The 24,057-nt window shown below is 28.3% G+C and carries 20 protein-coding genes and 1 pseudogene; 8 read left to right on the top strand and 13 right to left on the bottom strand.

Annotation, left to right across the window (positions count from 1 at the left end; genetic code table 11):
* The first annotated feature begins 70 nt into the window (after positions 1-70).
* The 5 genes from CRV02_RS07875 (at position 71) to CRV02_RS07895 (ending at position 5,998) form a co-directional block, all read left to right on the top strand.
* The gene (locus CRV02_RS07875) at positions 71-1,984 is read left to right on the top strand and encodes a cache domain-containing protein (protein WP_129089863.1); all 1,914 of its coding nucleotides are present in this window, start codon (positions 71-73) and stop codon (positions 1,982-1,984) included.
* Positions 1,985-2,103: 119 nt separating this feature from the next.
* On the top strand, positions 2,104-3,597 hold the full coding sequence (locus tag CRV02_RS07880) for a fumarate hydratase (RefSeq protein WP_129089864.1): 1,494 nt from the start codon (positions 2,104-2,106) through the stop codon (positions 3,595-3,597).
* 129 nt (positions 3,598-3,726) lie between these two features.
* Positions 3,727-5,127, top strand: a complete 1,401-nt coding sequence (gene fumC / locus CRV02_RS07885; protein ID WP_129089865.1) for a class II fumarate hydratase — start codon at positions 3,727-3,729, stop codon at positions 5,125-5,127.
* A gap of 46 nt (positions 5,128-5,173) precedes the next feature.
* A complete protein-coding gene (locus tag CRV02_RS07890; RefSeq protein ID WP_129089866.1) occupies positions 5,174-5,350 on the top strand; it encodes a DUF1653 domain-containing protein in 177 nt (58 codons plus the stop codon).
* Between the two features lie 33 nt (positions 5,351-5,383).
* Positions 5,384-5,998: a LysE family translocator gene (locus CRV02_RS07895; RefSeq protein WP_129089867.1), complete on the top strand. Its 615-nt coding sequence runs from the start codon at positions 5,384-5,386 to the stop codon at positions 5,996-5,998.
* A 44-nt stretch (positions 5,999-6,042) separates the two neighbouring features.
* On the opposite strand, the gene CRV02_RS07900 is transcribed toward CRV02_RS07895, so the two are convergent.
* The 10 genes and pseudogenes from CRV02_RS07900 to CRV02_RS07945 form a co-directional block, all read right to left on the bottom strand.
* On the bottom strand, positions 6,043-6,891 hold the full coding sequence (locus CRV02_RS07900; protein WP_129089868.1) for a hypothetical protein: 849 nt from the start codon (positions 6,889-6,891) through the stop codon (positions 6,043-6,045).
* Between the two features lie 134 nt (positions 6,892-7,025).
* Positions 7,026-7,730, bottom strand: a complete 705-nt coding sequence (locus tag CRV02_RS07905; RefSeq protein WP_129089869.1) for a peroxiredoxin — start codon at positions 7,728-7,730, stop codon at positions 7,026-7,028.
* A gap of 135 nt (positions 7,731-7,865) precedes the next feature.
* Positions 7,866-8,234, bottom strand: coding sequence for a NifB/NifX family molybdenum-iron cluster-binding protein (locus CRV02_RS07910; RefSeq protein ID WP_164968977.1), 369 nt, complete (start codon positions 8,232-8,234; stop codon positions 7,866-7,868).
* A gap of 127 nt (positions 8,235-8,361) precedes the next feature.
* On the bottom strand, positions 8,362-9,495 hold the full coding sequence (gene cydB, locus CRV02_RS07915) for a cytochrome d ubiquinol oxidase subunit II (RefSeq protein WP_129089871.1): 1,134 nt from the start codon (positions 9,493-9,495) through the stop codon (positions 8,362-8,364).
* 1 nt (position 9,496) lies between these two features.
* A complete protein-coding gene (locus CRV02_RS07920; protein WP_129089872.1) occupies positions 9,497-11,023 on the bottom strand; it encodes a cytochrome ubiquinol oxidase subunit I in 1,527 nt (508 codons plus the stop codon).
* Positions 11,024-11,025: 2 nt separating this feature from the next.
* The gene (locus CRV02_RS07925) at positions 11,026-11,235 is read right to left on the bottom strand and encodes a DUF4492 domain-containing protein (protein ID WP_129007500.1); all 210 of its coding nucleotides are present in this window, start codon (positions 11,233-11,235) and stop codon (positions 11,026-11,028) included.
* 692 nt (positions 11,236-11,927) lie between these two features.
* Positions 11,928-14,321 (bottom strand): annotated as a pseudogene (locus tag CRV02_RS07930) (methyl-accepting chemotaxis protein); the annotation flags it as partial.
* A 77-nt stretch (positions 14,322-14,398) separates the two neighbouring features.
* Positions 14,399-15,205: a DUF1853 family protein gene (locus tag CRV02_RS07935; RefSeq protein WP_129089873.1), complete on the bottom strand. Its 807-nt coding sequence runs from the start codon at positions 15,203-15,205 to the stop codon at positions 14,399-14,401.
* Positions 15,205-15,963, bottom strand: coding sequence for a fructosamine kinase family protein (locus CRV02_RS07940; RefSeq protein WP_164968978.1), 759 nt, complete (start codon positions 15,961-15,963; stop codon positions 15,205-15,207). The genes CRV02_RS07935 and CRV02_RS07940 overlap by 1 nt, the downstream gene beginning before the upstream one ends.
* Positions 15,963-16,310: a hypothetical protein gene (locus tag CRV02_RS07945; protein WP_129089875.1), complete on the bottom strand. Its 348-nt coding sequence runs from the start codon at positions 16,308-16,310 to the stop codon at positions 15,963-15,965. The genes CRV02_RS07940 and CRV02_RS07945 overlap by 1 nt, the downstream gene beginning before the upstream one ends.
* Before the next feature lie 106 nt (positions 16,311-16,416).
* Here CRV02_RS07945 and CRV02_RS07950 point away from each other — a divergent pair, with 106 nt between their 5' ends.
* Together CRV02_RS07950 and ligA are read left to right on the top strand one after the other, a co-directional pair.
* Entirely contained in the window at positions 16,417-17,130 is a 714-nt protein-coding gene (locus CRV02_RS07950; RefSeq protein ID WP_164968979.1) for a class I SAM-dependent methyltransferase, read from the top strand.
* Positions 17,131-17,147: 17 nt separating this feature from the next.
* Positions 17,148-19,094, top strand: coding sequence for an NAD-dependent DNA ligase LigA (gene ligA / locus CRV02_RS07955; protein WP_129089984.1), 1,947 nt, complete (start codon positions 17,148-17,150; stop codon positions 19,092-19,094).
* Here ligA and CRV02_RS07960 read toward each other — a convergent pair.
* Positions 19,080-20,894 (bottom strand): HAMP domain-containing sensor histidine kinase, encoded by a 1,815-nt coding sequence (locus tag CRV02_RS07960; RefSeq protein ID WP_129089877.1) that lies wholly within the window; start codon positions 20,892-20,894, stop codon positions 19,080-19,082. The two genes, ligA and CRV02_RS07960, sit on opposite strands and share 15 nt — an antisense overlap.
* 16 nt (positions 20,895-20,910) lie before the next feature.
* Positions 20,911-21,696 (bottom strand): phosphate/phosphite/phosphonate ABC transporter substrate-binding protein, encoded by a 786-nt coding sequence (locus tag CRV02_RS07965; protein ID WP_129089878.1) that lies wholly within the window; start codon positions 21,694-21,696, stop codon positions 20,911-20,913.
* 208 nt (positions 21,697-21,904) lie between these two features.
* Between CRV02_RS07965 and CRV02_RS07970 the strand changes: the two genes are divergently transcribed.
* Positions 21,905-22,378: an acyl-CoA thioesterase gene (locus CRV02_RS07970; protein ID WP_129089879.1), complete on the top strand. Its 474-nt coding sequence runs from the start codon at positions 21,905-21,907 to the stop codon at positions 22,376-22,378.
* A gap of 26 nt (positions 22,379-22,404) precedes the next feature.
* Here CRV02_RS07970 and CRV02_RS07975 read toward each other — a convergent pair whose 3' ends face one another.
* A complete protein-coding gene (locus CRV02_RS07975) occupies positions 22,405-23,994 on the bottom strand; it encodes an ABC-F family ATP-binding cassette domain-containing protein (protein ID WP_129089880.1) in 1,590 nt (529 codons plus the stop codon).
* Positions 23,995-24,057 lie beyond the last annotated feature (63 nt).

Below are 24,057 nucleotides of genomic sequence, written 5' to 3' on the forward strand. Positions count from 1 at the left end.
TTTTTTGCTCTTTTATTTTACTTTTCTTTTTATTATTTAAGATATAATCACGTGTAGAAAAAGGTGTTAAATGAATAATAAAAATGAACTACTCATTTTAAATATAATTAAATATGGACCCATTGTTTTTATCCTCTCTTTATCTGTTATTATCTCACTTACTTTATATATAAATTACAAAAGTGCTTTTATTGAAGAAAAAGATTTAATCGAAAAAGAGTATGTTCAAAGAAATAGAACAGATGTAAAAAATCAACTTGATACTATTTATAGATTTATTCTAGAAGAACAAAAAACAACAGAGATTAAATTAAAGAAAAATCTAAAACAAAGAGTAAATGAAGCTCATAGTATTGCTATGAATATTTACAATGAAAATAAGCATCTAAAAAAAGAAGTTGTCCAAAAGATGATAAAAGATGCTATTAGAAATATTAGGTTCAATGAAGGAAGAGGATATTTCTTTATCTATTCTTTTGATTATGAATGTATTTTATTACCTGTAGCAAAACATCTTGAAGGAAGTAGCTTTTATAACTTTAAAGATGGTGAAGGCAAATATCTAACTAGAAACATCATTAAAAGTCTTGAAAATAAAGATGAAAGCTTCCTAAAATGGTCTTATCATAAACCAAATGATATGAAAAACCAATATGAAAAAATAGGTTTCAATAAAAAATTTGAACCATATGACTGGTATATAGGAACTGGTGAATATGTAGAAGACTTTGAAGGTGATATTCAAAAAGAAGTATTACAATATATTGCAAATCAACAATTTAGTGATAACAACTATATTTTTATACTTGATTACAACTCAAACTATTTGGCACATAAAAACAAACATCTAATAGGAAAAAATGCAGTTGATATTTATGATAAAAAAGCATATAAAACTATTGAAAAGATAATAAATATTGCAAGAAAAGAAGGAACTGCCTATTTAGACTATACTCATATTAGACCTCTTACAAATAAAGAAGCTACAAAAACAACCTATATAAGAGGTGTTCAAAACTGGCAATGGGCTATGGGAATAGGCTTTTACCAAGAAGATGTAAATAAACTTATTAAGATACAAAAAGAAGTTTTAGATAAAAGATTTGAAGAAGACCTTTATAAACTTCTATTTTTGTCTTTATCATTAACTACTTTATTACTTGTATTATCAGTTAGAATTTCAAAATTCCTAGAAACAAGATTTTCACAATATAGAAATCAAATAAAAGAACACCTAGAAGAGATAACTAATCAACAAAATATTTTAGCTCAACAATCAAAGATGGCAGCCATTGGTACTATGATTGGAAATATTGCACACCAATGGAGACAACCTTTATCATTAATTTCAACTGCAGCAACAGGAATGAAACTAAAAAGAGAGATTGGAGATTTAAGTGATAAAGAGTTTAGTGACAATCTAGAATATATAAATCAATCAACTCAATACCTGTCTAAAACAATTGATGATTTTAGAAATTTCTTTTCTACTAATAAAGTAAAGAAAGAGTTTACTATAGATGAAGCCTTTGAAAATACATTTAATCTTATAAAAGTACAGTTTAAAAACCATCAAATAGAGGTTATCAAGGATATTAGCGATACTCAAATCTATGGAATACAAACAGAGTTGGTACAAGTACTTATAAATATTTTAAACAACTCTAGGGATGAACTTATAAAAATAAGTAATGAACAAAGAAAACTTATTTTTATAAAAACTTTTGAAAAAGATGAACAACTAATAATTGAAATATTAGATAATGCAGGTGGAATAAAAAAAGAGACTTTAGAACATGTCTTTGAACCATACTTTACTACAAAAGGACCTGCACAAGGCACTGGAATTGGACTTTATATGAGTCAAGAGATTATTGTAAAACATATGCACGGTCAAATTCTAATGGAAAACTCTACTTATAACTACGAAGACAAAGACTACACTGGTGTAAAAACCATAATAAAGCTAAATATAAATAAATAATTTGTGAATAAGCGTAACTTTTCCCCTAGGGAAAGGTAGTTTATTTGCTTTTTTATTCTTTTTAATAAACACATATTCGATATAATCTATTTTAAATTTAATGAAAAGGTTTTGAGAATATGGGAAAAATTACTGAAAATGATATTATCGATAGTATTGCAGATGCCTGTCAATACATCTCTTTTTACCATCCAGAAGATTTTGTAAAAGGAATGGTTAAAGCATACGAAAAAGAGGAGTCTGAATCTGCAAAAAATGCAATTGGACAAATTTTAATTAACTCTAAAATGTGTGCAATGGGACATAGACCATTATGTCAAGATACTGGTTCTGTAAATATTTTCATCAAAGTTGGTTTAAAAGCTGATTTAGATATTTCAAGAGATTTAGAAGATGTATTAAATGCAGGTGTTGCTAAAGGTTATACTGACCCAGATAATACATTAAGATATTCTGTTGTATCGGACCCAGCAGGTGAAAGAAAAAATACTAAAAATAATACTCCAGCAGTAATCCACTACTCTGTAGATGCAAACTCTGATAAAATTGATATCACAGTTGCAGCTAAAGGTGGAGGAAGTGAAAACAAATCTAAATTTGCTGTATTAAATCCATCTGACTCAATCTATGACTGGGTTATGGAAAATGTAAGAAATATGGGTGCAGGATGGTGTCCTCCTGGTATCTTAGGTATTGGTATTGGTGGAAACCCAGAAAAATCAATGCTACTTGCAAAAGAAGCTTTAATGGGTCACGTTGATATCCATGAGCTAAAGCTAAGAGGTCCTCAAAATGCTTTAGAAGAGTTAAGACTAAGACTATATGAAGATATCAATAAAATTGGTATTGGTGCACAAGGTCTAGGTGGATTAACAACTGTTCTTGATGTTAAAATCTTAGATTACCCATGTCACGCGGCTTCTTTACCAGTTGCTATGATTCCTAACTGTGCTGCAACTAGACACATTCACTTCGAATTAGATGGAAATGGTGCTGCTAAATTTGAAAAACCAGATTTAGATATTTGGCCAGACTTAGAATTACCAATGGATACAATTAAAAAAGTAAATATTGAAGATTTAACAAAAGAAAACCTATCTCAATTCAAATCAGGTGATACTCTATTATTATCTGGAAAAATCTTAACAGCAAGAGATGCTGCTCACAAAAAAATCGTTGAGTACAAAAATGCTGGTAAACCACTTCCAAATGGTGTTGATTTAAAAGACAGATTTATCTACTATGTTGGGCCAGTTGACCCAGTAAGAGATGAAAAAGTAGGACCTGCAGGGCCAACTACATCTACAAGAATGGATAAATTTACTAAAGACATGATGGAAATTGGAATCATGGGTATGATTGGTAAAGCAGAAAGAAAGCAACCAACTATTGATTTAATCAAAGAGTACAAATCTATGTATTTAATTGCAACTGGTGGTGCTGCATACTTAATTTCTCAATCTATTAAAGATGCAAAAGTTCTTGCATTTGAAGAAATGGGAATGGAAGCTATCTATGAGTTTGAAGTAAAAGATATGCCTGTAACTGTTGCAGTTGATACAGAAGGTACATCTATTCATACGACTGGACCAGCTAAATGGAGAACTATCTAATACTCCTTACAAAGTGAAGAATACTTCACTTTGTAACACTTCTCTTTTTTTATACCTTTTTTGATATTAATTATTAAAATTAGATGATAATCTATGATATAATAACTTTATCTTGAAAAAGGATTGTAGATGAAAAATTATAGAATTGAAAAAGATACTATGGGAGAAATGCAAGTACCAAACGATAAGTATTGGGCTGCTCAAACTCAAAGAAGTATAGAAAACTTTCCTATTGGAAATGAAACAATGCCAAGTGAAGTTATAGAAGGTTTTAGCTTTTTAAAAAAAGCTTGTGCAATAGTAAATAACAAACTTCAAAGACTTGATGATAAAAAGTGTAAAGCTATAGAACAAGCTTGCAATGAAGTTATCAAAGGAAAACTAAATGGAAACTTTCCTCTTGTAGTTTGGCAAACTGGTTCTGGAACTCAATCAAATATGAATATGAATGAAGTAGTTGCAAACAGAGCTACTGAGATTTTAGGAAGTGATTTTAGAAAAGAAAAACTTGTACATCCAAATGATGATGTAAACAAGGGACAAAGTTCAAATGACACCTACCCTACTGCAATGAGAATCTCTTTTGTACTTGAACTGCAAAAACAGTTAATTCCAGCTATTAAAACTTTAAAAAAGACATTCAAGAAAAAAAGCAAAGAGTTTAATAATATAGTAAAAATAGGAAGAACTCACTTACAAGATGCAACTCCACTTACTTTAGGACAAGAGTTAAGTGCCTATGTTGATATGCTTGATAAAGCTTTAGAACAGATCAATGATAGCATGAAATATATTTGTGAACTAGCAATTGGTGGAACAGCAGTTGGTACGGGACTTAACTCACATCCAGAGTTTTCACAAAGAGTTTGTAAAGTATTAAACAAACAGACAAAAACAAAATATAAATTTAAATCTCACCCAAATAAGTTTCATGCCCTAACTGCCCATGATGGTGAAGTAGTATTAAGTGGAGCTCTAAATGCCCTTGCTTCAAATCTTATGAAAATAGCAAATGATATTAGATGGTTAGCTTCTGGTCCTAGATGTGGAATTGGTGAGCTTAATATTCCTGAAAATGAGCCAGGAAGTTCTATCATGCCAGGAAAAGTAAACCCTACTCAAAGTGAAGCTATGACTATGGTTGCTGTCCAAGTTATGGGAAATCACACAACTGTTTCAGTTAGTGCATCTCAAGGTAACTTTGAGCTAAATGTATTTAAGCCTGTGATTGCATATAATATCTTACAATCAATCAAACTTCTAAGTGATACTATGCTTGCCTTTAATGATAAATGTGCTGTAGGAATTGAGCCAAATAAGAAAAACATAGAAAAATATCTAAATGATTCATTGATGTTAGTAACAGCTCTTAATCCATATATTGGATATGAAAATGCTGCACTTATAGCTAAAACAGCTCATAAAAATGGAACAACTTTAAAAGAAGAAGCTATTAAGTTAAAACTTCTAAGTGAAGAAGAGTTTGACAAATATGTTAAACCAGAAGAGATGACTTATCCTAAAAAATAGTAGAATCAAAATGTTTATGTTATGATTCTTTAAAAAGGATTAGTAAGTGAACAATAAATATACTTACAAAGGTAATAACTACTATGTTTTAGAAGATAAAGTTAAAATTCAAATTGACGATGTTTGGGTAGAAGGTGTTTTATACACAACAGATGATTGTGAGTACAAGTTTGTAAGAAGCAAAGAAGAGTTTTACTCAAAATTTAAAAAAGTAGACAAATAAAAAATACAATTAATGTATTTATTAGGAGAAGATATGTCATTAATTGATATATTAACATTTTCTGGAGCAATGTTTTTATTTGCACTTAGTCCTGGACCTGGATTATTTGCAATTATTTCAAATGCTCTATCTTCAAGTTTAAAAAATACTTCTTTTTTAGTAATTGGAATGGTTATTGGTGATATAGTTTTTTTACTTTTAGCTATTTTTGGATTAAGTGCAATAGCTTCAATATTAGGTGATTTTTTTATTATTGTAAAATATATTGGAGGTATGTACCTATTATATTTAGGATATAAAATAATAACTACAAAAGAAGAAGAAACAAATATAAGAGAAATAAAAAGTTTACCTTGGAAGAAAAACTTTATTGCAGGTCTATTAATAACACTAAGTAATCCAAAGGTTATTTTCTTTTATTTAGGTTTTCTACCTACTTTTATAAATTTACAGACATTGACAATTTCTGATATTGTTATTGTTACTACTCTTGTTACGATAGTACTTAGTGGAGTACTTTTAGCTTATGCATATAGTGCAAATAGTGCGAAAAAACTATTTAAAAGTAAAAGTGCTAAAAGAAAAATTAATATTGTAGCGGGAAGTGTAATGATAACAGCTGGTGGAGTATTGATTTCCAAACCATAAAATTGTATGGTAGAAATACTCTACCATACCCTAAAACTACTATACTAAAATTTATAAGCTAATGCAACTGCCATTACTTTAGTATCTACATCATCTCTATTTTCAGGAAGCTCTTTTCCATTTTGGAATGAGTACTTAGCAATAATATCAAAGTCTTTAAATTTCTTACCAAAACTTAGCATATAGGTTTTATCTTGCTGCATTGCATGATGTTGTACCTTTGTTCCATCATCTAAAACTGTAAAAATTCTCTCTCCAAAGAATGCACCAACACCAGCTACATAACCTTGATAGTTCGCTGTAAACTTTATACCAGTAGTAAAATAGTCTTTGTCTTTAAATACATAGTTTCCATAAGTATTACCATCAATATCAATCTTTTTAGCAAGAGCAGTTGCTCTTAGTTCGATATCTTCTATTTTAAAGCTTTTTGAAATAGCAAAATCATATTGCTTTACATCAAAATCTTTATAGTCACTTTTGTATGCACTTAATGAACTACTTAAACCTTTTGACAACTGATAAGTTCCACCTAAACCATATACTTTACCTTGGTCTGTTGGGGCTAGATTATCTATAATCTTTATATAGCTGGTTTTTAAAGAAAAAGCGTCATTTATTTTATAGTTGTATTTAATACTATATTTCTCTACATCTAGAGATTTCAAATTTACATTTGAAATAGAATGCTGTCTAATAACATTATTCCCTTGATAAGATAAGTCAATTTTATGATTTGATACCTTGTGTGAAATACCTATAGTTTTAACATTTCCATCTTTTTTTGTCATAGAGTTTTTATAGTCTTTAAACCCATACTCATAAGAGATACTAGTATTATTTGCATATAAAAGACCACTTACAAATAAAAAAGATAATATCGATTTCTTCAAATTTTATTCCTTCTTTGCAACTTAGTTGCATATTTTGAAGAATTATAAGTAAAAACTATTTAAATGCAACTTAGTTGCATAAATAAAACTTATAAAGGAGTTATTTTAACTAACTCCTTATAAACTATATTAAATTAAGACATAATCTCATCAATAGTAATATAATCACCTACTCTACCAGTCATTTGTTCAACATCAGTATTTACAGGAAGTGTTTTTTTACCAGGAAGCCAACCAGCTGGACAAACTTCACCAGTCTTTTCTGCATGTTGCCAAGCTCTAACTTGTCTTAAAAACTCATGTACATTTCTTCCTACCATTGGTGCTTGTACTTCTTGCGCTACAACTGTTCCCTCAGGATTAATTAAAAACCTTCCTCTTAATGCAACTCCCTCTTCTTCAATCATTACACCATATGCTCTACTCACTTCTCCAGTTGGATCTGCTGCAATTGTAAGTTTTAAACCCTCTAAAATTGGTTCAGTCTCTACAAATCTTTTATGAGAAAATTTTGTATCTGTTGATACAGCTGTAATCTCTACACCTAACTCTTGAAACTCATCATATTTTGCATTCATTGCTGCAATCTCTGTTGGACAAACAAATGTAAAATCTGCTGGGTAAAAACACACTACATGCCATTTTCCCTTCATATCTTCACTATTAACTTCTGTATAATGTCCTGTCTTTGAATCATATGCTTCCATTTTAAATGCTGGTGCTTTTCTTAGTACTAAACTTGAACTCATTTGTTTTTTCTCCTCTTGTTTATTGTTATTTTCTATATTTACTAAATTCTCTTTTTCTTCTATTGGTTTTGCTCCTGTATCGCAAGCCATACTATCTCCTTATTTATAAGATATTTTTTTTTAAAGGATAAAAATTATCCTTTATTGGTTAAAATAATATCACCACTAATATTAAATTTTTATTAATTTTATATAAGTTTTAATTATAATTTAAGATAATAAAAACTAATTATTTTTATGGGATTTTTTATGATTTTTTATGATTTCCATCATTCTATCTTCATCTAATACTTCTAACTTTTGGCTATTATATTCTTCTATTAAATCATTTATAGATATTTTTTTCTCACCTGCATAAAGAATATCAATATCCGTATCTTTAATCTTTTTGTATGGAGTATTTCCCATTTCTTTGATTATCACTATTCTAACACCTCTACTTAAAAACCAATCAATTATCATTGAACCTTTATTATAAGGGTTTGCTTCAATTTTAACTGTTTCACCATCATAAAAAGCAAAATATTTTGCCTTTCCAAATAGTGGTGAAATATTGCTATTTTCTTTATCTGTTTTCACTGGAAATACGATCATTTTCTTATCCTTATTTATTAGCATTAAACTTTTTTAGATTTCTTAAAACTATTCTATATGAAGAGTAAATAACTACAGGCCATAAACTAAGCCATATTATCGAACTTAAATATTCCATCATTTTTCCTTAATAATTATGTGCACGAGGATCTTCTATCTCCTCTTTTGTAATTTTCACCTTATCCATTTGATACCAAACATAAGTTATATATGCGATTACAAAAGGAACCATCAACGATACATATGACATTGCAGTTAAAGTATAGTGACTTCCTGAACTATTTTGTATGGTAAGTGAACTTTGTAAATCAAAAGTTGAAGGATAGTAAGCTGTATTATTAAAACCAACATTTAAAAATAGTGCCATTACAGTTAAGACAATCCCTACTCCACCTGTTTTAATACAACAAGTCATATTAAGATGAATTGTTGCAAAAACTGCAATAATAACCATCAAAACACCAACAATAAACATACCTAAAACAAATGGCATATCTAAAAAGTTTTGAAGATATTTATACTCTTGCATAAAAACAGTTGCATTTTCATCATAAGTAAAACCATTTTTAGTAAATAATAAATATAAAAATATTAAGAAGAAACATAAGAATATAAGCATATCAATTTTTATACTTTTGATTGCTCTTTGTTTTATTGTTTCATGGTTTATATTATTTATAAAATAAAGTGCCCCAGAGATTCTTACTAAAAAGAATAAGGCAAAACCTAATGATAAATTGAATATATCTGTTAAAGCTTCTAAACCTCGGAAAGGTGTTTGCCAATGGGAAAAGTTATTATCATCAACTAAAAAAGAAGAACCTGAAAAAAATGTTGCGATTGCAACTCCAAGTAAAATAACTCCTAAACTTCCATTTATAAACAAGAAACTTTCATATACTTTTTGTCCTAGAAAATTATCAGGCTTTTTTCTAAACTCATAACTTACTGCTTGAATAATAAAACAAAAAAGTATTGACATCCAAACCCAATATGCTCCACCAAAACTAGTAGAGTAAAACAGAGGAAAAGCAGCAAATAAAGCTCCTCCAAATAAAACTAAAGTAGTAAAACCTAGCTCCCATTTTCTACCAAGTGAATTAATAAGCATAGTTTTTAAAACTTCATCACCTTTTGAAAGTCTTCCTATTAAAGTTTGTCCACCTTGAACAAACATAATAAAAGCAAACAGTCCTCCAAGTAAAGATATTATAATCCACCAGTATTGTTGTAATTGTAAAAGTGTTAATTCTTCAAACATCTTAGTGACCTCCGTTTGGACCGATTTTTATCTGCTTTAGCATAATTTTTATCTCTGCAATTAAAAGTGCAGTAAATAAAAAGGCAAATAAGAAAAAGGTAATTTGTACATTTGTTGTTGAAATATTTGTTACAGCAACACCAACTGGCATTAAATCTTGTATAGCCCAAGGTTGCCTTCCAACTTCAGCTACTATCCACCCTGCTTCACTTGCTATGTATCCTAAAGGAATTGAAAGTACTGCACTTTTAAGAACTAATGAATAATTCATAATCTCTTTTTTAAGTGTTAAGAATAATAAAAGAGCAAAAAGAATTAAAAACCAAGTTCCAAGGGCAACCATTAAGTGAAAAGTATAAAAGGTTATTGCAATAGGAGGAACGATATCCTCTGGTTTTTCTAAGTGTCCATAGCCAAAGTACTGCATATTTTCTTCTAAGACTTTTTGATACTGTGATGCTTTTACTATCTCATTGTTCTTTTTAGCTTCTTTATAGTTTTTTAAAGCCTCTACTGCAATCTTTCCTTTATCTATTTTTGATTGTGCTGATTCGATATTGTATTTTTCATTTCCATAAACTAAATCATTAAGTCCAGGAACAAAAGCATTTATATCGTGATAACCTAAAAAAGATAGTGCATAGGGAGCTTCTAGTTCAAAAAGAAAAGGCTCTTCATCGTTTGTTAGAGTCTTTTTAGGATTTAATACTCCTATTCCTACAATTCCAGCTTGTTCTTTCCCTTCATAAAGACCTTCCATCGCTGCTAGTTTTACTGGTTGTTTAAGTGCAACTTGATGAGCTGATTCATCTCCTGTAAGAATAATAAATATAGAAGAAATTAAACCAAAAGTAGCTCCTACAATCATAGACTTTTTGGCAAAAAGAACTTCTCTTTTTCTAAGTAAATACCAAGCAGAAATTCCTACTACAAAAAGTGAAGCAACAATATATCCACTTGTAATTGTATGTAAAAATTTAGAAATAGCAACGGGAGAAAATAAAACATCCCAGAAGTTATTCATTTCATTTCTTACAGTATCAGGATTGAAAGTCATACCTACTGGATACTGCATCCAACCATTTGCAACTAAAATCCAAAGTGCACTTAGGTTTGAACCAATAGCAACTAACCAAGTTGATAAAAGGTGAAAGCCCTTTGAAACTTTGTCCCAACCAAAAAACATCACTGCAAAAAATGTTGACTCCATAAAGAAAGCCAATATTCCTTCAACAGCAAGGGGAGCTCCAAAAATATCTCCTACAAACCAAGAGTAGTTTGCCCAGTTTGTACCAAACTCAAACTCCATAATAATACCAGTTGCAACTCCTATTGCAAAGTTAATTGCAAAAAGTGTCATCCAAAATTTTGTAGTCTTTTTCCAAAACTCATCACCTGTTTTAACATAGATTGTTTCCATAAATGCAATGATAAATCCAAGTCCTAAAGTTAAGGGAACAAAAAGCCAATGATAAATTGCAGTTAATGCAAATTGAGCCCTTGACCAATCTACTAATTGCTCTTCCATTTCTATTCCTTTGTTATATTCTTATAAACAAAATCTATTTTCTCTTGTTCTGTTATATATTCAGTTTTTATATTTTTATCATGTATAAAGTATTTCAAAAAGATTAAAATAACTGCAAGTTTTATGAAAACAATTTTCCATAAAGTTTTACCTAATGTCATATTTTTAAAGCCATCAATATACATAAATAAAAAGTTTTTACATTTGTTCATCTTATAATCCTATTATAATATAGACTTATATTGAAATTATAATAAGATAAAGTTAATTCTTTGTTAATTTTATTATAAGTTAAACTTATATGAGATAAGAACTATTGAATAAATAGTTCTTATTTTGAAGATTATTTTCTAAGTAGTTGTGTATTTAGTTTTAGGATATCATTTAAAGAGTTAAATACTTCAGTTGTAGCATCTTCTATTTGTGCAGCTGCTGTTTTAAGTGATTTATTATCAACTCTTGAAGCATTTAGATTTATATAATCTTGTACTTTACTATGAACTAGTTCATGCTTTTTCTTTAAGATTTTCCATTCATTTGAGTGTACAAAATCTCTTTGTTCTGTTTCACAAGTTAGTACCCATTTTCCAAGGTTACAAGATTTACAATCAGTTACCGTACAAGTCTCAAACTTATCTAAATCATCAAAGAACTTTCTTTTAAAATTGATATGGTCATTCTTATATTTTGATACTTCTTGAATAAGATTAATATCATCAACCATATCATAATACTTATCATCTATTTGCGCTTGAGAAGTGATTCCTAACAGCCTAGTTGAAAGGTTAGCAACCTGTTTTGATAAGTTGTCAATATTTGATGAAGTCGTTGCATTTTTTTGCGTCATTTGATCAAGTAAGTTTACAGCATCATTAATTTGAACCATTCCTGTTTCTTGCTCTTTTATTGCTGAACTTACACTATCAATAATACCTCTTGTTTGTGAAATTTTATCTGATAGATTATCATATCCAACAATCATTTCATCAGCAATTGTTTTACCCTCATCTGATTTAGTACTAGCTTCCTCAACTAATGTTTTTATCTCCCTTGCAGCTTCAGCAGATCTATTTGCTAAATTTCTTACTTCACCTGCAACTACTGCAAAACCTTTTCCAGCTTCACCAGCAGTAGCAGCTTCTACAGCTGCATTTAGTGAAAGAATATTTGTTTGGAATGCAATCTGATCAATAACAGAAATTGCTTCATTGATAGCACTTACTTTTTCGTTTATTTCATCCATAGAAAGTGAAGTTTTATTTGCTAAATCATTTCCTTCTTTCGCAGTATGGTCAAGCTCACCTGCAATATTAAGCATCTTGCTTACATCATTTGAGCTTGATTTCATATTACTAGTTATCTCTTCTACAGCTGCTGCTGTTTGTTCTAAACTTGAGGCTTGTTCATTTGCACTACTTGAAAGCATTTGAGATAACTGAGTTAAAGTTCTAGTATTATGTTGTAGCTCTTCTCCCGCATTTGTAATCATAGCTATAAGCTGAGATGTAGATTGTCCTAAAAGAACAGAACCAGTTGAAAGTGTACCAAAGTCACCATACATACCAATTTTTTCTTCATCATTTAATCTAAAGTTGTATTTACCCATTGCATAGTGGTCAAGAACTTTATTTATATTATTTACTTTTTGTTTTGTATAAGTAATCATTTTATTAATAATCTGTTTTAAAGACTCAACTTCACTTGTAGAAGCTACTTCATGTACTTTGTATTCAAAGAAACCATTTGAAACTTTACCCATAACATCAGAGATTTCACTAACAACTTTTTTATCTTGTTCAATAGAAGCTTCAATTCTTTTGATTTTTTCATTCATATCTTTTGTCATTAAAGCAAACTCATCACTTCCTTTTACTTCCATAGGATGAATATGCTCTTTTTCTCTAATAACATACATAAAGAAATCTTCAAGTCCAGATTTGAAGTTTCTTAAAGACTTAACAATAACTCTTGTCATAAAAATACTTATAATAAACACAACAACTAACATGATAATATTAAATGTAACCATCATAATAAAATCAGTATTTAAACTAGAGTTTTTCTTATCAATATACTTTTTGATATTTACAGCTAAACTATTTGATAAAGAGTTGAAATAGTCAATTCTATTTGAAGAAGATAAAAACCATTTTTCAGAATCCACTCCGTACATATTTGAACTTAATAGATTAAGTGATTTTATAGCTTTTGCATCATCTATTTCTATCATAGAGTTTATCTCTTTGATTGGTTTATTTAATAAGTATGCATCCATGATATCTAGAGAACTAGCCAAGTAGTTGTCAAAAACTCTTTTTATATCTTTTAAAAGTCTTTTCTCTTCTTTTGTTGTATTAGGAAGTCTTCTATATCTATTTAGCTTTCGTGAAACAGAAGTGTGAAATTTTTGAATTTTGTTCATCTTATTTTCATCACCACTTAAAACATAGTCTTTGAAATTATGAATTAAACCACCATATCCTAGATAAGCTTGTACTTCTGAGATAAGTTTGTCTTTTTGACTTTTGTTATAGATAATATTTCTAAAATCATCTACTTGTTTACATTCATCACAAGTTGACATTTTTTCTATTAATTCTAATTGTTCTTCTGTAGCAACTTTTTTAAAAAGTTCTAAAAATGTTTCTTGGGCAACAACTGATGAAGTAAAATTAAAATAATCATCATTTGACAATTGTCCCTTTTCAAATACTTCCCTTACAACTCTTCTTTCATTTGTTGCTTTTTCGATAATATTTGCAATAGAGATATATGCTTGAAGTTTCTTTGATAACTCCCCATCATTACTATAACTTAGAATTTCATCCATAAAAGAGAGTATAGTATTTATAATCGAAGTATAATAAACAATTAAATCTTCATCACTAATAGAGATACTATCAACTTTATTTCTTGTTTCTTGTATTGAAGTCAACTGCTTTTTTAATGTATCTATTTTAGTGATTACGTCATTTCCATATTTAGAAGAATCAAACTCTTTTAAATACTCATTTAAGATATTAATTTTATTATCCGTATCTTCTCTTAAAGTTAAAAGTTCACTTTTTTTGTTTTTTCCATAACTTGAAATAAATATTAAACTAACTTCTCTTTCTTCTTGTAATGAACTTAATACCTTATTTGAAAGAATTGTAAACTCCAAATAGCTTTTAGTGTTTACCATTGAGTTTTTTTCATCTAGTTTGCTAAGAAGTATGTCTGCACAAAGGAATATGATAGTTAAAATAGGAAGTGTCAAAATAAGTAAAATCTTATTTTTTAAAGAGATGTTATGCATAAAGTTTTACCTTAAAATATTATTTTTAAGGTGACATAGTAGCTTTAATAGGTTACAAGGTGGTTACATATATTATTTTAATGCCAAAAGCTTATAAAGAGTTGGTAGATAGTTTTATTATTATTTACCCAGACTAATGGTGACTTATTGTGTTTATGGAAAAATTCTATTTCTAAAAGAGCTTCTTCATAGGATATAAACTCTTGATTTTGTACTTCAAAAATAACCCAGTCATATCTATGAGGAAAATAAAAGGAACACTTCTTAAAAGTTATATCATTTTGAAAGTCATCAAAACCTATATAATAACCTCTTATACTGTCTTGGAATTTTATTTGTAAGTTTTTTTCATAAAAAGGCAAGTAAATATTTGCTTTATAACAAACCTCTTGTTTAAGATTAGTTAAATCAATTCCTTCTAAATACTCTTTTGTACTATCTTTAAAAAGTAGTGGTAATTGTTTATCTTTTAGTTTCGTTAGTTTTCTAACTAAGGTATCGTTTTTATTTGGACCAATATATCTATCAAGCTCTTTTTCTAATCTTGCATCATAAAAATAGTATTTATATATTAGTTCAACATGTTTAAAACAGTTTTCTTTTTTATCAAAAACTATGAAATCCAACTCACCTAAGGTATTTTTATTTTTGATTATTTGAATATTTTTTTTAAGAACTTCATATCTATTACTTAAATTTAAATAGTGTTCAAAAAAGTACTCTACTCTTTTTCCTAAAGGAAGTTTTGTATCAATTCTTATATTTTCTATTTCTAAATTTGAAGTATCAATCTTCTCAAAAGAGAACTGCTTCAAAGTATAAAGTTCATCAAAAAGAACAGGTGTATTATAAAAGCCTAAAAACTGCTCTTTTAAATTACTCATTATAAATAATCAATTAATTTAATTCTATCTCTACAATCTTCTAAATAAGTGATTCCAAAAAGATTATAGTGATTTAAATAGTGGTATAGATTATATATCTCTTTTCTTGTCTCAAAATCTTTTTCCAATGGGTACTCTTTATTATACTCATCATAAAACTCTTTTGAAAAACCACCAAACATATAAGTCATAGCAACATCAACTTCTCTATTTGCAAAATGAACAGAAGGGTCCATTAAATATATATTTTTATCTATATCATTATAAAGAACATTTCCATACCATAAATCACCATGCACTATAGAGGGATGTTTCGTATGTTTATTTAAATAAGAGATTAATTTCTTTTTGTTTTTTTCTAATACTGATAAAAAATCACTTTTAAGTTTTTCATTCTCAATTAAAGACACTTGATACAGCAATCTATACTCAAAGAAAAACTCTCCCCACTCTTTAGTTAAAATATTTTTTTGATTTGCAAGACCAATGAAATTATCAATTTCAAAACCATAGTTTTTGAACTTTATCTTATGAAGTTTAGCTAAACCTTTTCCAAGTTTCTTCATATTGTTTGTGTCAAAATCTTTTATCAAGATTTTTTGAAGATGTAGTTCTCTTTGTGTAACTTTATATATTTTAGGAACAAAAACTTCTCTTATATTATAAAGGTCTAAAGATTTTCGTAAAAGTGTTAAGCCTTGCGCTTCTCTTATTAGGGATGCGTTATTTATTAAGTGTTCTTTTATAAAAATAGACACTATTTAATCCTATTTTTCGCTAGTTCTATGTCACTTTTGTATTTGTAAATCATATAATCTATTAAAGTACTTCCTCTATTTTTTGAAAGAAATGACAACATTTCAATAATTCTATATGACATTCTAAAAAATGCAGTAAAAGGAATAAGATAAGTTACTAAAGTTTCATATCTTCTATATGGATAATATAAGTCAAACTCCATTTTTAGTTCAGTTAAGATTTTATTCTCTTCTAATAGTTGTTCTCTTGACTTTTGATTCATTGTTCTAATTGCAATAACTAAATTTATAAAAAACATTAATAGGTTTAAATTCCAACCTAAAATAAATATCTCTTCATACGACAATTCTACTTACTCCCATATTTATTTCGATTATTTTAACTAAATACATATGTGTTTATTCTTTTACATAAGTTCTTTTTGTATAATACATTTTTCAAAAAGGATTTACTTGAAACTATTAGAAAAAAATATTACTCAAACAATAAATGAATCATATTTAATAGAAACACTAAATTTAAATAATAAAAAAATATTAGAGCTTGGTTGTGGAAATGCAAACATGACAAAAATGATTGCACAAAATGGTTTCGATAGACAAATCATTGCCTGTGAAGTAGATGAAATTCAACATGAAAAAAATCTAAAAGAAAAAATAGATAATATAGAGTTCATTTTAGCAGGAGCAGAAGATATTCCACTAAAAGATAACTCAATTGATTTTGTTTTTATGTTTAAATCATTTCATCATGTTCCAAAGAATATGATGCAAAAAGCATTAAGTGAGATAAAGAGAGTTTTAAAGCCAAATGGTATTGCTTATATTTCTGAACCACTTTTTCAAGGTAAACAAAATGAACTTATAAGATTGTTTCACGATGAAGAACAAGTAAGAATTGATGCCTTTGAAGCTATAAAAGAAGCAGTAGAAAAAGAAGAGTTTAAACTATTTCAAGAAATCTTTTTTCAAAGTGAAGTTACATATGAAAGCTTTGAAGATTTTGAAAACAAAATGATGAATGTAACTTATAATGATAACAATATAGATGAAACTTTACGAAAAAAAGTAGAAGAAAAATACAAAAGCTTTGGTGTTAAAAAATGTAGTAATGAAAAACTAACATTTTTAAAACCATTCAGAGTAGATATATTACAAAAGGTATAAAAAATATGGAAGAAATAATCACACAAGAAGAATACAACAATAATATACAAACACTTATTTCATGGGCACATGCTTATTATGTAGAAGACAATCCAATTGCAACAGATGAAGAGTATGATAAATTAGCAAGAACTTGTTTAGCTTATGAGCAAACATACCCTCAAAATTCTCACCCAAACTCTCCTAATAAAAGAGTTGGAGGAATGGTTTTAGAAGGTTTTGAAAAAGCCTCTCATCTTTCAAGAATGTGGTCTCAAGAAGATGTATTTGATACACAAGAGTTAATAGACTGGATAAATAGAGCTAAAAAAGTAAATACAAATTTAGAGTTTATGTGTGAACCTAAGTTTGATGGAGCTTCATTAAATCTTATTTATGAAAATGGAGTTTTAAAACAAGCAATTACAAGAGGTGATGGATCTGTTGGAGAAGATGTTACAAACAATGTAAAAACTATCCACTCTATTCCACTTCAAATAGAAGAAAAAGGGCTTTTAGAAATAAGAGGTGAAGTTGTTATAAAAAAAGCAGATTTTGAAAAAATCAATGAGCTTAGATTAAAAAATGAAGAACAACCTTTTGCAAATCCTAGAAATGCAGCTTCTGGAAGTTTAAGACAACTAGACCCAAGTATTACTGCTTCAAGAAAACTATTTTTTAATGTTTGGGGAGTAGGACAAAATGATTTAGAGTTTAAAAGAATCTCTGAAAAAATGGATTATATCTACTCTTTAGGCTTTGTAAAGCCTCCTTTACAAGTAGTTGTAAATGACGTTGAAGGTATAGAAAAAGTTTACCATGAGATAATTGCTTCAAGAAATAATATTCCTATGATGCTTGATGGAATGGTTGTAAAAATTGATGATATAGAAACACAAGAAGAGTTAGGATATACAGTTAAGTTTCCAAGATGGTCTTGTGCCTATAAATTCCCAGCAGTTGAAAAAACTACAAAAATAAAAGATATCATCCAACAAGTTGGAAGAACAGGTGTTATCACTCCTGTTGCTGTTGTTGAACCAACACATATTGATGGAAGTATGGTTGAAAGAGCTTCCTTACACAACTATGATGAGATAGAAAGACTTGATTTAAGAATCAATGATGAAGTTATTATTATCAAAAGTGGGGATATCATTCCAAAAATCACGAAAGTATTTCATGATAGAAGAGATGGAAGTCAAGAAAAAATATCTAGACCAACAAACTGCCCAAAATGTGATAGTCAATTACATGATGAAGGTACTTTAATCAAGTGTCAAAATCTTGATTGCCCAAGTATTGTTACAAACTCTATTATCTACTTTGCTAGTAAAAACTGCATGAATATAGATGGTTTAGGAAACAAGATTGTAGAGCTACTTGTAAATGAAAAAAAGATTTATGATATCTTAGATTTATACTCTTTAAAATATGAAAATTTACAAGACCTAGAAGGTTTTAAAGAAAAAAGAATTTCAAACCTTTTAAATGCTATTGAAAAAACAAAAGAAACTGAACTTCATAGGGTGATAAATGCTCTAGGAATAGAACATATTGGAGAAGTAGCTTCAAAACAAATCTGCTTAGAGTTTGGATTAGAAGTTATAAATATTGATTTAGATTCTCTTATTGCCCTTGATGGAATTGGTGAACAAATGGCTAAGTCTTTTGTTGATTTTATGAGAGTAAATCATGATTTAGTTACTAAGCTTATTGAAATAATTAACCCAAAAGTTGAAGAGAAAAAAGAAGTAAGTGAAAATGCCTTTAAAGGCAAAACAGTAGTTTTAACAGGAACTATGAGTAAAAGTAGAGGTATTATTAAAAAAGACCTTGAAGCTTTAGGAGCTAAAGTTAGCTCATCTGTATCTAAAAAAACTGACTACCTTATTTACGGTGAAGATGCAGGAAGTAAATATGACAAGGCAGTTGATTTAGGAGTAAATACTCTTACAGAAGAGCAGATGTTAGAGATGATTTAATTCATCTCTTACTTGTTTTATTATTTCTTTTGAATCTAATGTTTTACTTATAGTTTTAAACTTTAATAAGCTATTGACAATTTTATTTTTATCAACTAATAATAAAACTTCTTTCTCTTCTATTTTTTCTATCTTTTCTATATCTTCATCTGCCACATCAATAATATAAAAGTCATAATTTTTTCTTTTTTTAGCCTCTATAAAATCATCGATACTACCAACTTGTTCTACTTTAAGATACTGATTAAGCCCTACTATAGTTTTAAACAGATTTATTGGGTTTTTATTTAGAAATAAAACCGTTTTTCTTTTTTCTTTTGTATTCAAATCATCTTTTTCGTTACTATTCCCTAAAGTTTTAATCTCTTTTTCATTTTTAGCAATAAAAACTTTAAAAATACTTCCTTTTCCTAAAACACTTTCTACTTTAATATCTCCACCTAATAAAATACTTAGCTCTTTACAAATTGCAAGACCTAATCCAGTACCACCATATCTTCGTGAAGTACTCTCTTCTGCTTGTTTAAATCTATCAAAAATATGTTCTAATTTATCTTTTTCTATTCCTATTCCATCATCTTTTACGACTATTTCGACAAAATTGTTTTTATCCTTTAAGGAAACCTCTATCTTTCCTCTAGCAGTAAATTTTAGAGCATTACTTAAAAGGTTTTCAACTATTTGTTTTATTCTTTGCTTATCATTATGAATAAACTGAATTGAGTCTTCAACTGAAACTTTTAATTCTAGGTTTTTATTTGTAAGTTGTGGTTTAAAAGTTTCTGTTATATCTTTGATTAAAAGCTTTAGATTTATATCCTCTTTATTAAGAACAATTTGATTTGCTTCAAGCTTTGAGATATCTAAAACATCGTTAATTAAATAAAGTAAATCATGTCCACATTTATTTATCATATTTAGATTATAAACATCTTTTTCACTTAAGTTCTCTTTTTTATTCCTTGACATTACAGAACTAATTATATTAATAGAGTTTAGTGGTGTTTTTAGCTCATGACTCATATTTGCTAAAAAATCATCCTTTGCTTTATTTGCAAGAATTAATTCTTCTTTTTGTTCCTTTAAATCTTTAGTTAAGAGTTTTAATTTCTCTCTTCTTGTTTTTAAATCAAACTGCATTTTATTTAATGAATTTGCTAAAACTCCTATTTCATCTTTATTGTTTTTATAAGGTATTTCTGGCGTTTTTGTTTCACCTATTTCTTTAGCTATATCTGAAAGGTTTGTTAACATTCTTGTTAATCTAGAACCAATTAAATAAGAAAGAAGTGTTGAAAGAAGTATCTCTAAAAAAATAATACTTAGAGTATTTCTAATATTTTTTGAAATAAACTGTTTATTCTCTGAAGTATCAAAAACAATATATATACTTCCTAGTTGTGTTTCATCCTCTTTTATCTCTTTATATCTAATCTCATAGTTTTCATCATTAATTTCATATTTAAAATCTTTTTCAAATGTAATTAGCTTATCTAAAGAAAAGTGCTTAAAGTTATAGACCTTTGATAAGATTTTTTTATTTGAATCTAAAACTACAATAGAGTCAATATGTCCTAACTCTTCTGTTTTATATAAAAGATTATCTATAGTTGCTAAGTCATAAATACTTAGTGGTACTTTCAACATCTCTTCTAAAAAAGTGATATTAGATTCAATTTGCTCTTTAATTAGCTTATTAGAAGAGTTATTTATTGCTATGAAGTTAACTGATACAATTAAAACAATAAAAAATACTTCTAAAAGTACAAAAGATACTATAAACCTATATTTAAACGACATGTATGTCCTTTGTCAATTAATTTGACTTTATCTCTTTGATTACTTCATACTCACTAGAATCAGTAACAATAAACTTCTTTATACTTAAAATCTTTTTTAAATCTTCTGGCATATCTAAAAATGCTTTTTGTAATTTTTTTATTATATTTTTATCCACTCTTGGATGAGCAGCAATTGGGTGACTTGGATAAGCATTTGTTTTATAAACTATAGATATTTTTTCTTTGTCATTCTTATCTTTAAAGTTATTGTATGTTCTAACTATTCCACCACCTATATGCCCTACTTCTCTAGCAACTCCTTTATATACGGAGTCGTGAGAGTTTACATATAAAACTTTTGCTTGCTTATCTATATCAAAATTATATAGTTTTCTTAACTCATATTTTGTTAATAAAGTCGCTGCAAATGCATTTGGTGCAGGAAATAAAAATATCTTATTTTCTAAATAATTACTCTTTAAACTAAAGTCTTTATCTTTACTTAATAGAATACCTTCAATTTGTTTACTTGCTCTTGTAAAAGCCTCATAATTTTGCTCTTTATTTGCAACAATAAAGTGATATGGATTAATATAAGCTATATCATAAACACCTAAATATAATTTTTTTTCAAAACTAGGAATTGACCTTTCTGTTTTAAATATTACTTTTATTCCTGTTTCATTATATAAGTACTGTGTAATTTTTTTCCATTTTTTAGAAAGTTTCAAAGGACTTTGCTGTGGTACAACACCTAAAGTAAGTTCAACTGCAAAAGCACTTACACTAAAAATCAATAATAAAGCTAAAACTCGTTTCATAAGATATCCTTTAATATATTAGATTATTATAGCACTTAATAGTATTCAAATAATATTAGAAGAATATATATTTTTAAAATTTTTTCAAAAAATAAAATGTTACTTTTTTATATAGTTTTTTATATATCATAAAAAAAATCAATAAATCCCTCTTTTATTTTTACTTTATTTCATATAATAAAGTTAGTAAATTATATAAGGCTATAAGATGAGTAATAGAAAAGATAAATCATTAACAATGACAATGCTAATGACACCAGATAAGGCAAATTTCACTGGAAATACAGTTCATGGTGGAGAGATTTTAAAAATGCTTGATCATGTAGCTTATGCGTGTGCGGCAAGATACTGTGGAACATATGTTGTAACACTTTCAGTTGATATGGTTTTATTTAAAGACCCAATTAAAATTGGTTCATTAGTAACATTCCATGCTTCAGTTAACTATTCAGGTAGAACATCAATGGAGATTGGAATCAAAGTAATTTCAGAAGATATAAAAGACCATACTTTAAAAAATACAAATGTTTGTTACTTTACAATGGTTGCAGTTAATGAAGATGGTACTCCAGTTCCTGTACCAAAACTAGAACCTGAAACAGAAGATGAAAAAAGAAGATATAACGATGCTTTAAAAAGAAGAGAGTTTAGAATGTCTTCAAAACACTCTAAAAGTCATTAATTATTTTATATGAGAAAAGAAGCTTCTTAAGCTTCTTTTGACTCAATATATTCCTCGTAAGTTCCCTTGAAATCTACAATAGAACCATCTTCTTGAATCTCAATAATTCTATTTGCATAAGCGTCTAATAACTCCCTATCATGAGAAACACAAATCACAGATCCTGGATATTCTAATAATCCTTCTCCAAGTGCAATAATAGCTTCTAAGTCTAAATGGTTTGTAGGCTCATCAAGTACCATAAAGTTTGGTTGCTCTAACATAATCTTAGATAACCACATTCTATGTTTTTCTCCCCCTGAACAAGACTCAACTTTTTTCTCTTGCTCTTGACCGTTGAATAACATTCTTCCTAAACAGTTTCTAATCTCATTGATATCTGCATCTCTATCGAAACCTCTTAACCAATCATATAAAGTCATATCACCTTTGATAATATCAGTTGCATTTTGTGGGAAGTATCCATTTTGAATAGTTGCACCCCAGTGAACTTCACCAGCATCTGGTTTAATATTACCAACTAAGATTTCACATAGTGTTGTTTTACCAATACCATTTGGTCCAATCAGTGCAATTTTATCACCTTTTTCAACAGAGAAAGAGATGTCATTTAATACTTGCTCATCATATGATTTAGAGATATTCTTAACAGTTAGTAACTCTTTACCAACTTCTCTTTTTTGTCTAAAGATAATTGAAGGGTCTCTTCTACTTGAGATTTGGATTGCTCCCATATCAAGTTTATCTAGTTGTTTTTGTCTAGAAGTAGCTTGTTTTGCTTTAGAAGCATTTGCTGAGAATCTAGCAATGAATTTTTCTAGTTCTTCTTTCTCTTTTTGCTTTTTATTCATATCAGCTTGTGCTTGTTTAGCTAATACTGTTGAAGCAATATACCAATCATCATAAGTACCAGTAAACTCTCTAATTTGCTTATAATCAACATCTAAGATATGAGTACATACTGCATTTAAGAAGTGTCTATCGTGAGAGATAACTACCATTGTACCATCATGATGTTGAAGTTGATTCTCTAACCATCCAATTGTTTCGATATCTAAGTTATTCGTAGGCTCATCTAAGAATAACACATCAGGTTTTGGATATAAAACTTGTGCTAAAAGGATTTTGAATTTATCTCCACCAGTTAATGATGACATTAAGTCAGTATGTTGAGATGCAGGGAAACCTAAATCTTCTAAAATCTTTGTAATTTTTACATCATACTCATATGTTGGGTCTTCTTCAACGCAAACGATTTCTAACTCTGCAAGTCTGTTATTTACTTCATCAGTAAACTCTGGACTCATATATAATTCTTCTTTTTCTTTTATTGCGTCATATAATCTTTTGTTTCCTAATAAAACTGTATCAAATAAAGAATACTCTTCATATGCAAATTGGTTTTGGCTTAATGTTCCAACTTTCTTACCATTTTGAACTTGTACTTCACCTTCTGTTGCTTCATCTTCACCAGAAAGAATCTTAAGAAAAGTAGATTTACCAGCACCATTTGCACCAATAAGACCGTATCTTTTCCCTTGATCTAGTTTTAAATTGATATCTTGAAATAACACTCTTGGTCCGAATGCTTTTTTAAGATTTACTACTTGAACCATAAAATTAACCTTTTTGTTCTTGATTTTGGGCGATTATATCTAAAGTAAACTATAAATACATTT

This window comes from Arcobacter sp. CECT 8989, assembly GCF_004116715.1.
Lineage (GTDB): Bacteria > Campylobacterota > Campylobacteria > Campylobacterales > Arcobacteraceae > Halarcobacter.

What these genes read in the sequence shown, in the direction of transcription:
- CRV02_RS07875 (WP_129089863.1), top strand. Translation starts at nt 71, where the DNA reads ATGAATAATAAAAATGAACTACTCATTTTAAATATAATTAAATATGGA.
- CRV02_RS07920 (WP_129089872.1), bottom strand. Translation starts at nt 11,023, where the DNA reads ATGGAAGAGCAATTAGTAGATTGGTCAAGGGCTCAATTTGCATTAACT.
- CRV02_RS07910 (WP_164968977.1), bottom strand. Translation starts at nt 8,234, where the DNA reads ATGATCGTATTTCCAGTGAAAACAGATAAAGAAAATAGCAATATTTCA.
- fumC (WP_129089865.1), top strand. Translation starts at nt 3,727, where the DNA reads ATGAAAAATTATAGAATTGAAAAAGATACTATGGGAGAAATGCAAGTA.
- cydB (WP_129089871.1), bottom strand. Translation starts at nt 9,495, where the DNA reads ATGTTTGAAGAATTAACACTTTTACAATTACAACAATACTGGTGGATT.
- CRV02_RS07975 (WP_129089880.1), bottom strand. Translation starts at nt 23,994, where the DNA reads ATGGTTCAAGTAGTAAATCTTAAAAAAGCATTCGGACCAAGAGTGTTA.
- CRV02_RS07880 (WP_129089864.1), top strand. Translation starts at nt 2,104, where the DNA reads ATGGGAAAAATTACTGAAAATGATATTATCGATAGTATTGCAGATGCC.
- CRV02_RS07960 (WP_129089877.1), bottom strand. Translation starts at nt 20,894, where the DNA reads ATGTCGTTTAAATATAGGTTTATAGTATCTTTTGTACTTTTAGAAGTA.
- CRV02_RS07935 (WP_129089873.1), bottom strand. Translation starts at nt 15,205, where the DNA reads ATGAGTAATTTAAAAGAGCAGTTTTTAGGCTTTTATAATACACCTGTT.
- CRV02_RS07965 (WP_129089878.1), bottom strand. Translation starts at nt 21,696, where the DNA reads ATGAAACGAGTTTTAGCTTTATTATTGATTTTTAGTGTAAGTGCTTTT.
- CRV02_RS07895 (WP_129089867.1), top strand. Translation starts at nt 5,384, where the DNA reads ATGTCATTAATTGATATATTAACATTTTCTGGAGCAATGTTTTTATTT.
- CRV02_RS07970 (WP_129089879.1), top strand. Translation starts at nt 21,905, where the DNA reads ATGAGTAATAGAAAAGATAAATCATTAACAATGACAATGCTAATGACA.
- CRV02_RS07925 (WP_129007500.1), bottom strand. Translation starts at nt 11,235, where the DNA reads ATGAACAAATGTAAAAACTTTTTATTTATGTATATTGATGGCTTTAAA.
- CRV02_RS07905 (WP_129089869.1), bottom strand. Translation starts at nt 7,730, where the DNA reads ATGGCTTGCGATACAGGAGCAAAACCAATAGAAGAAAAAGAGAATTTA.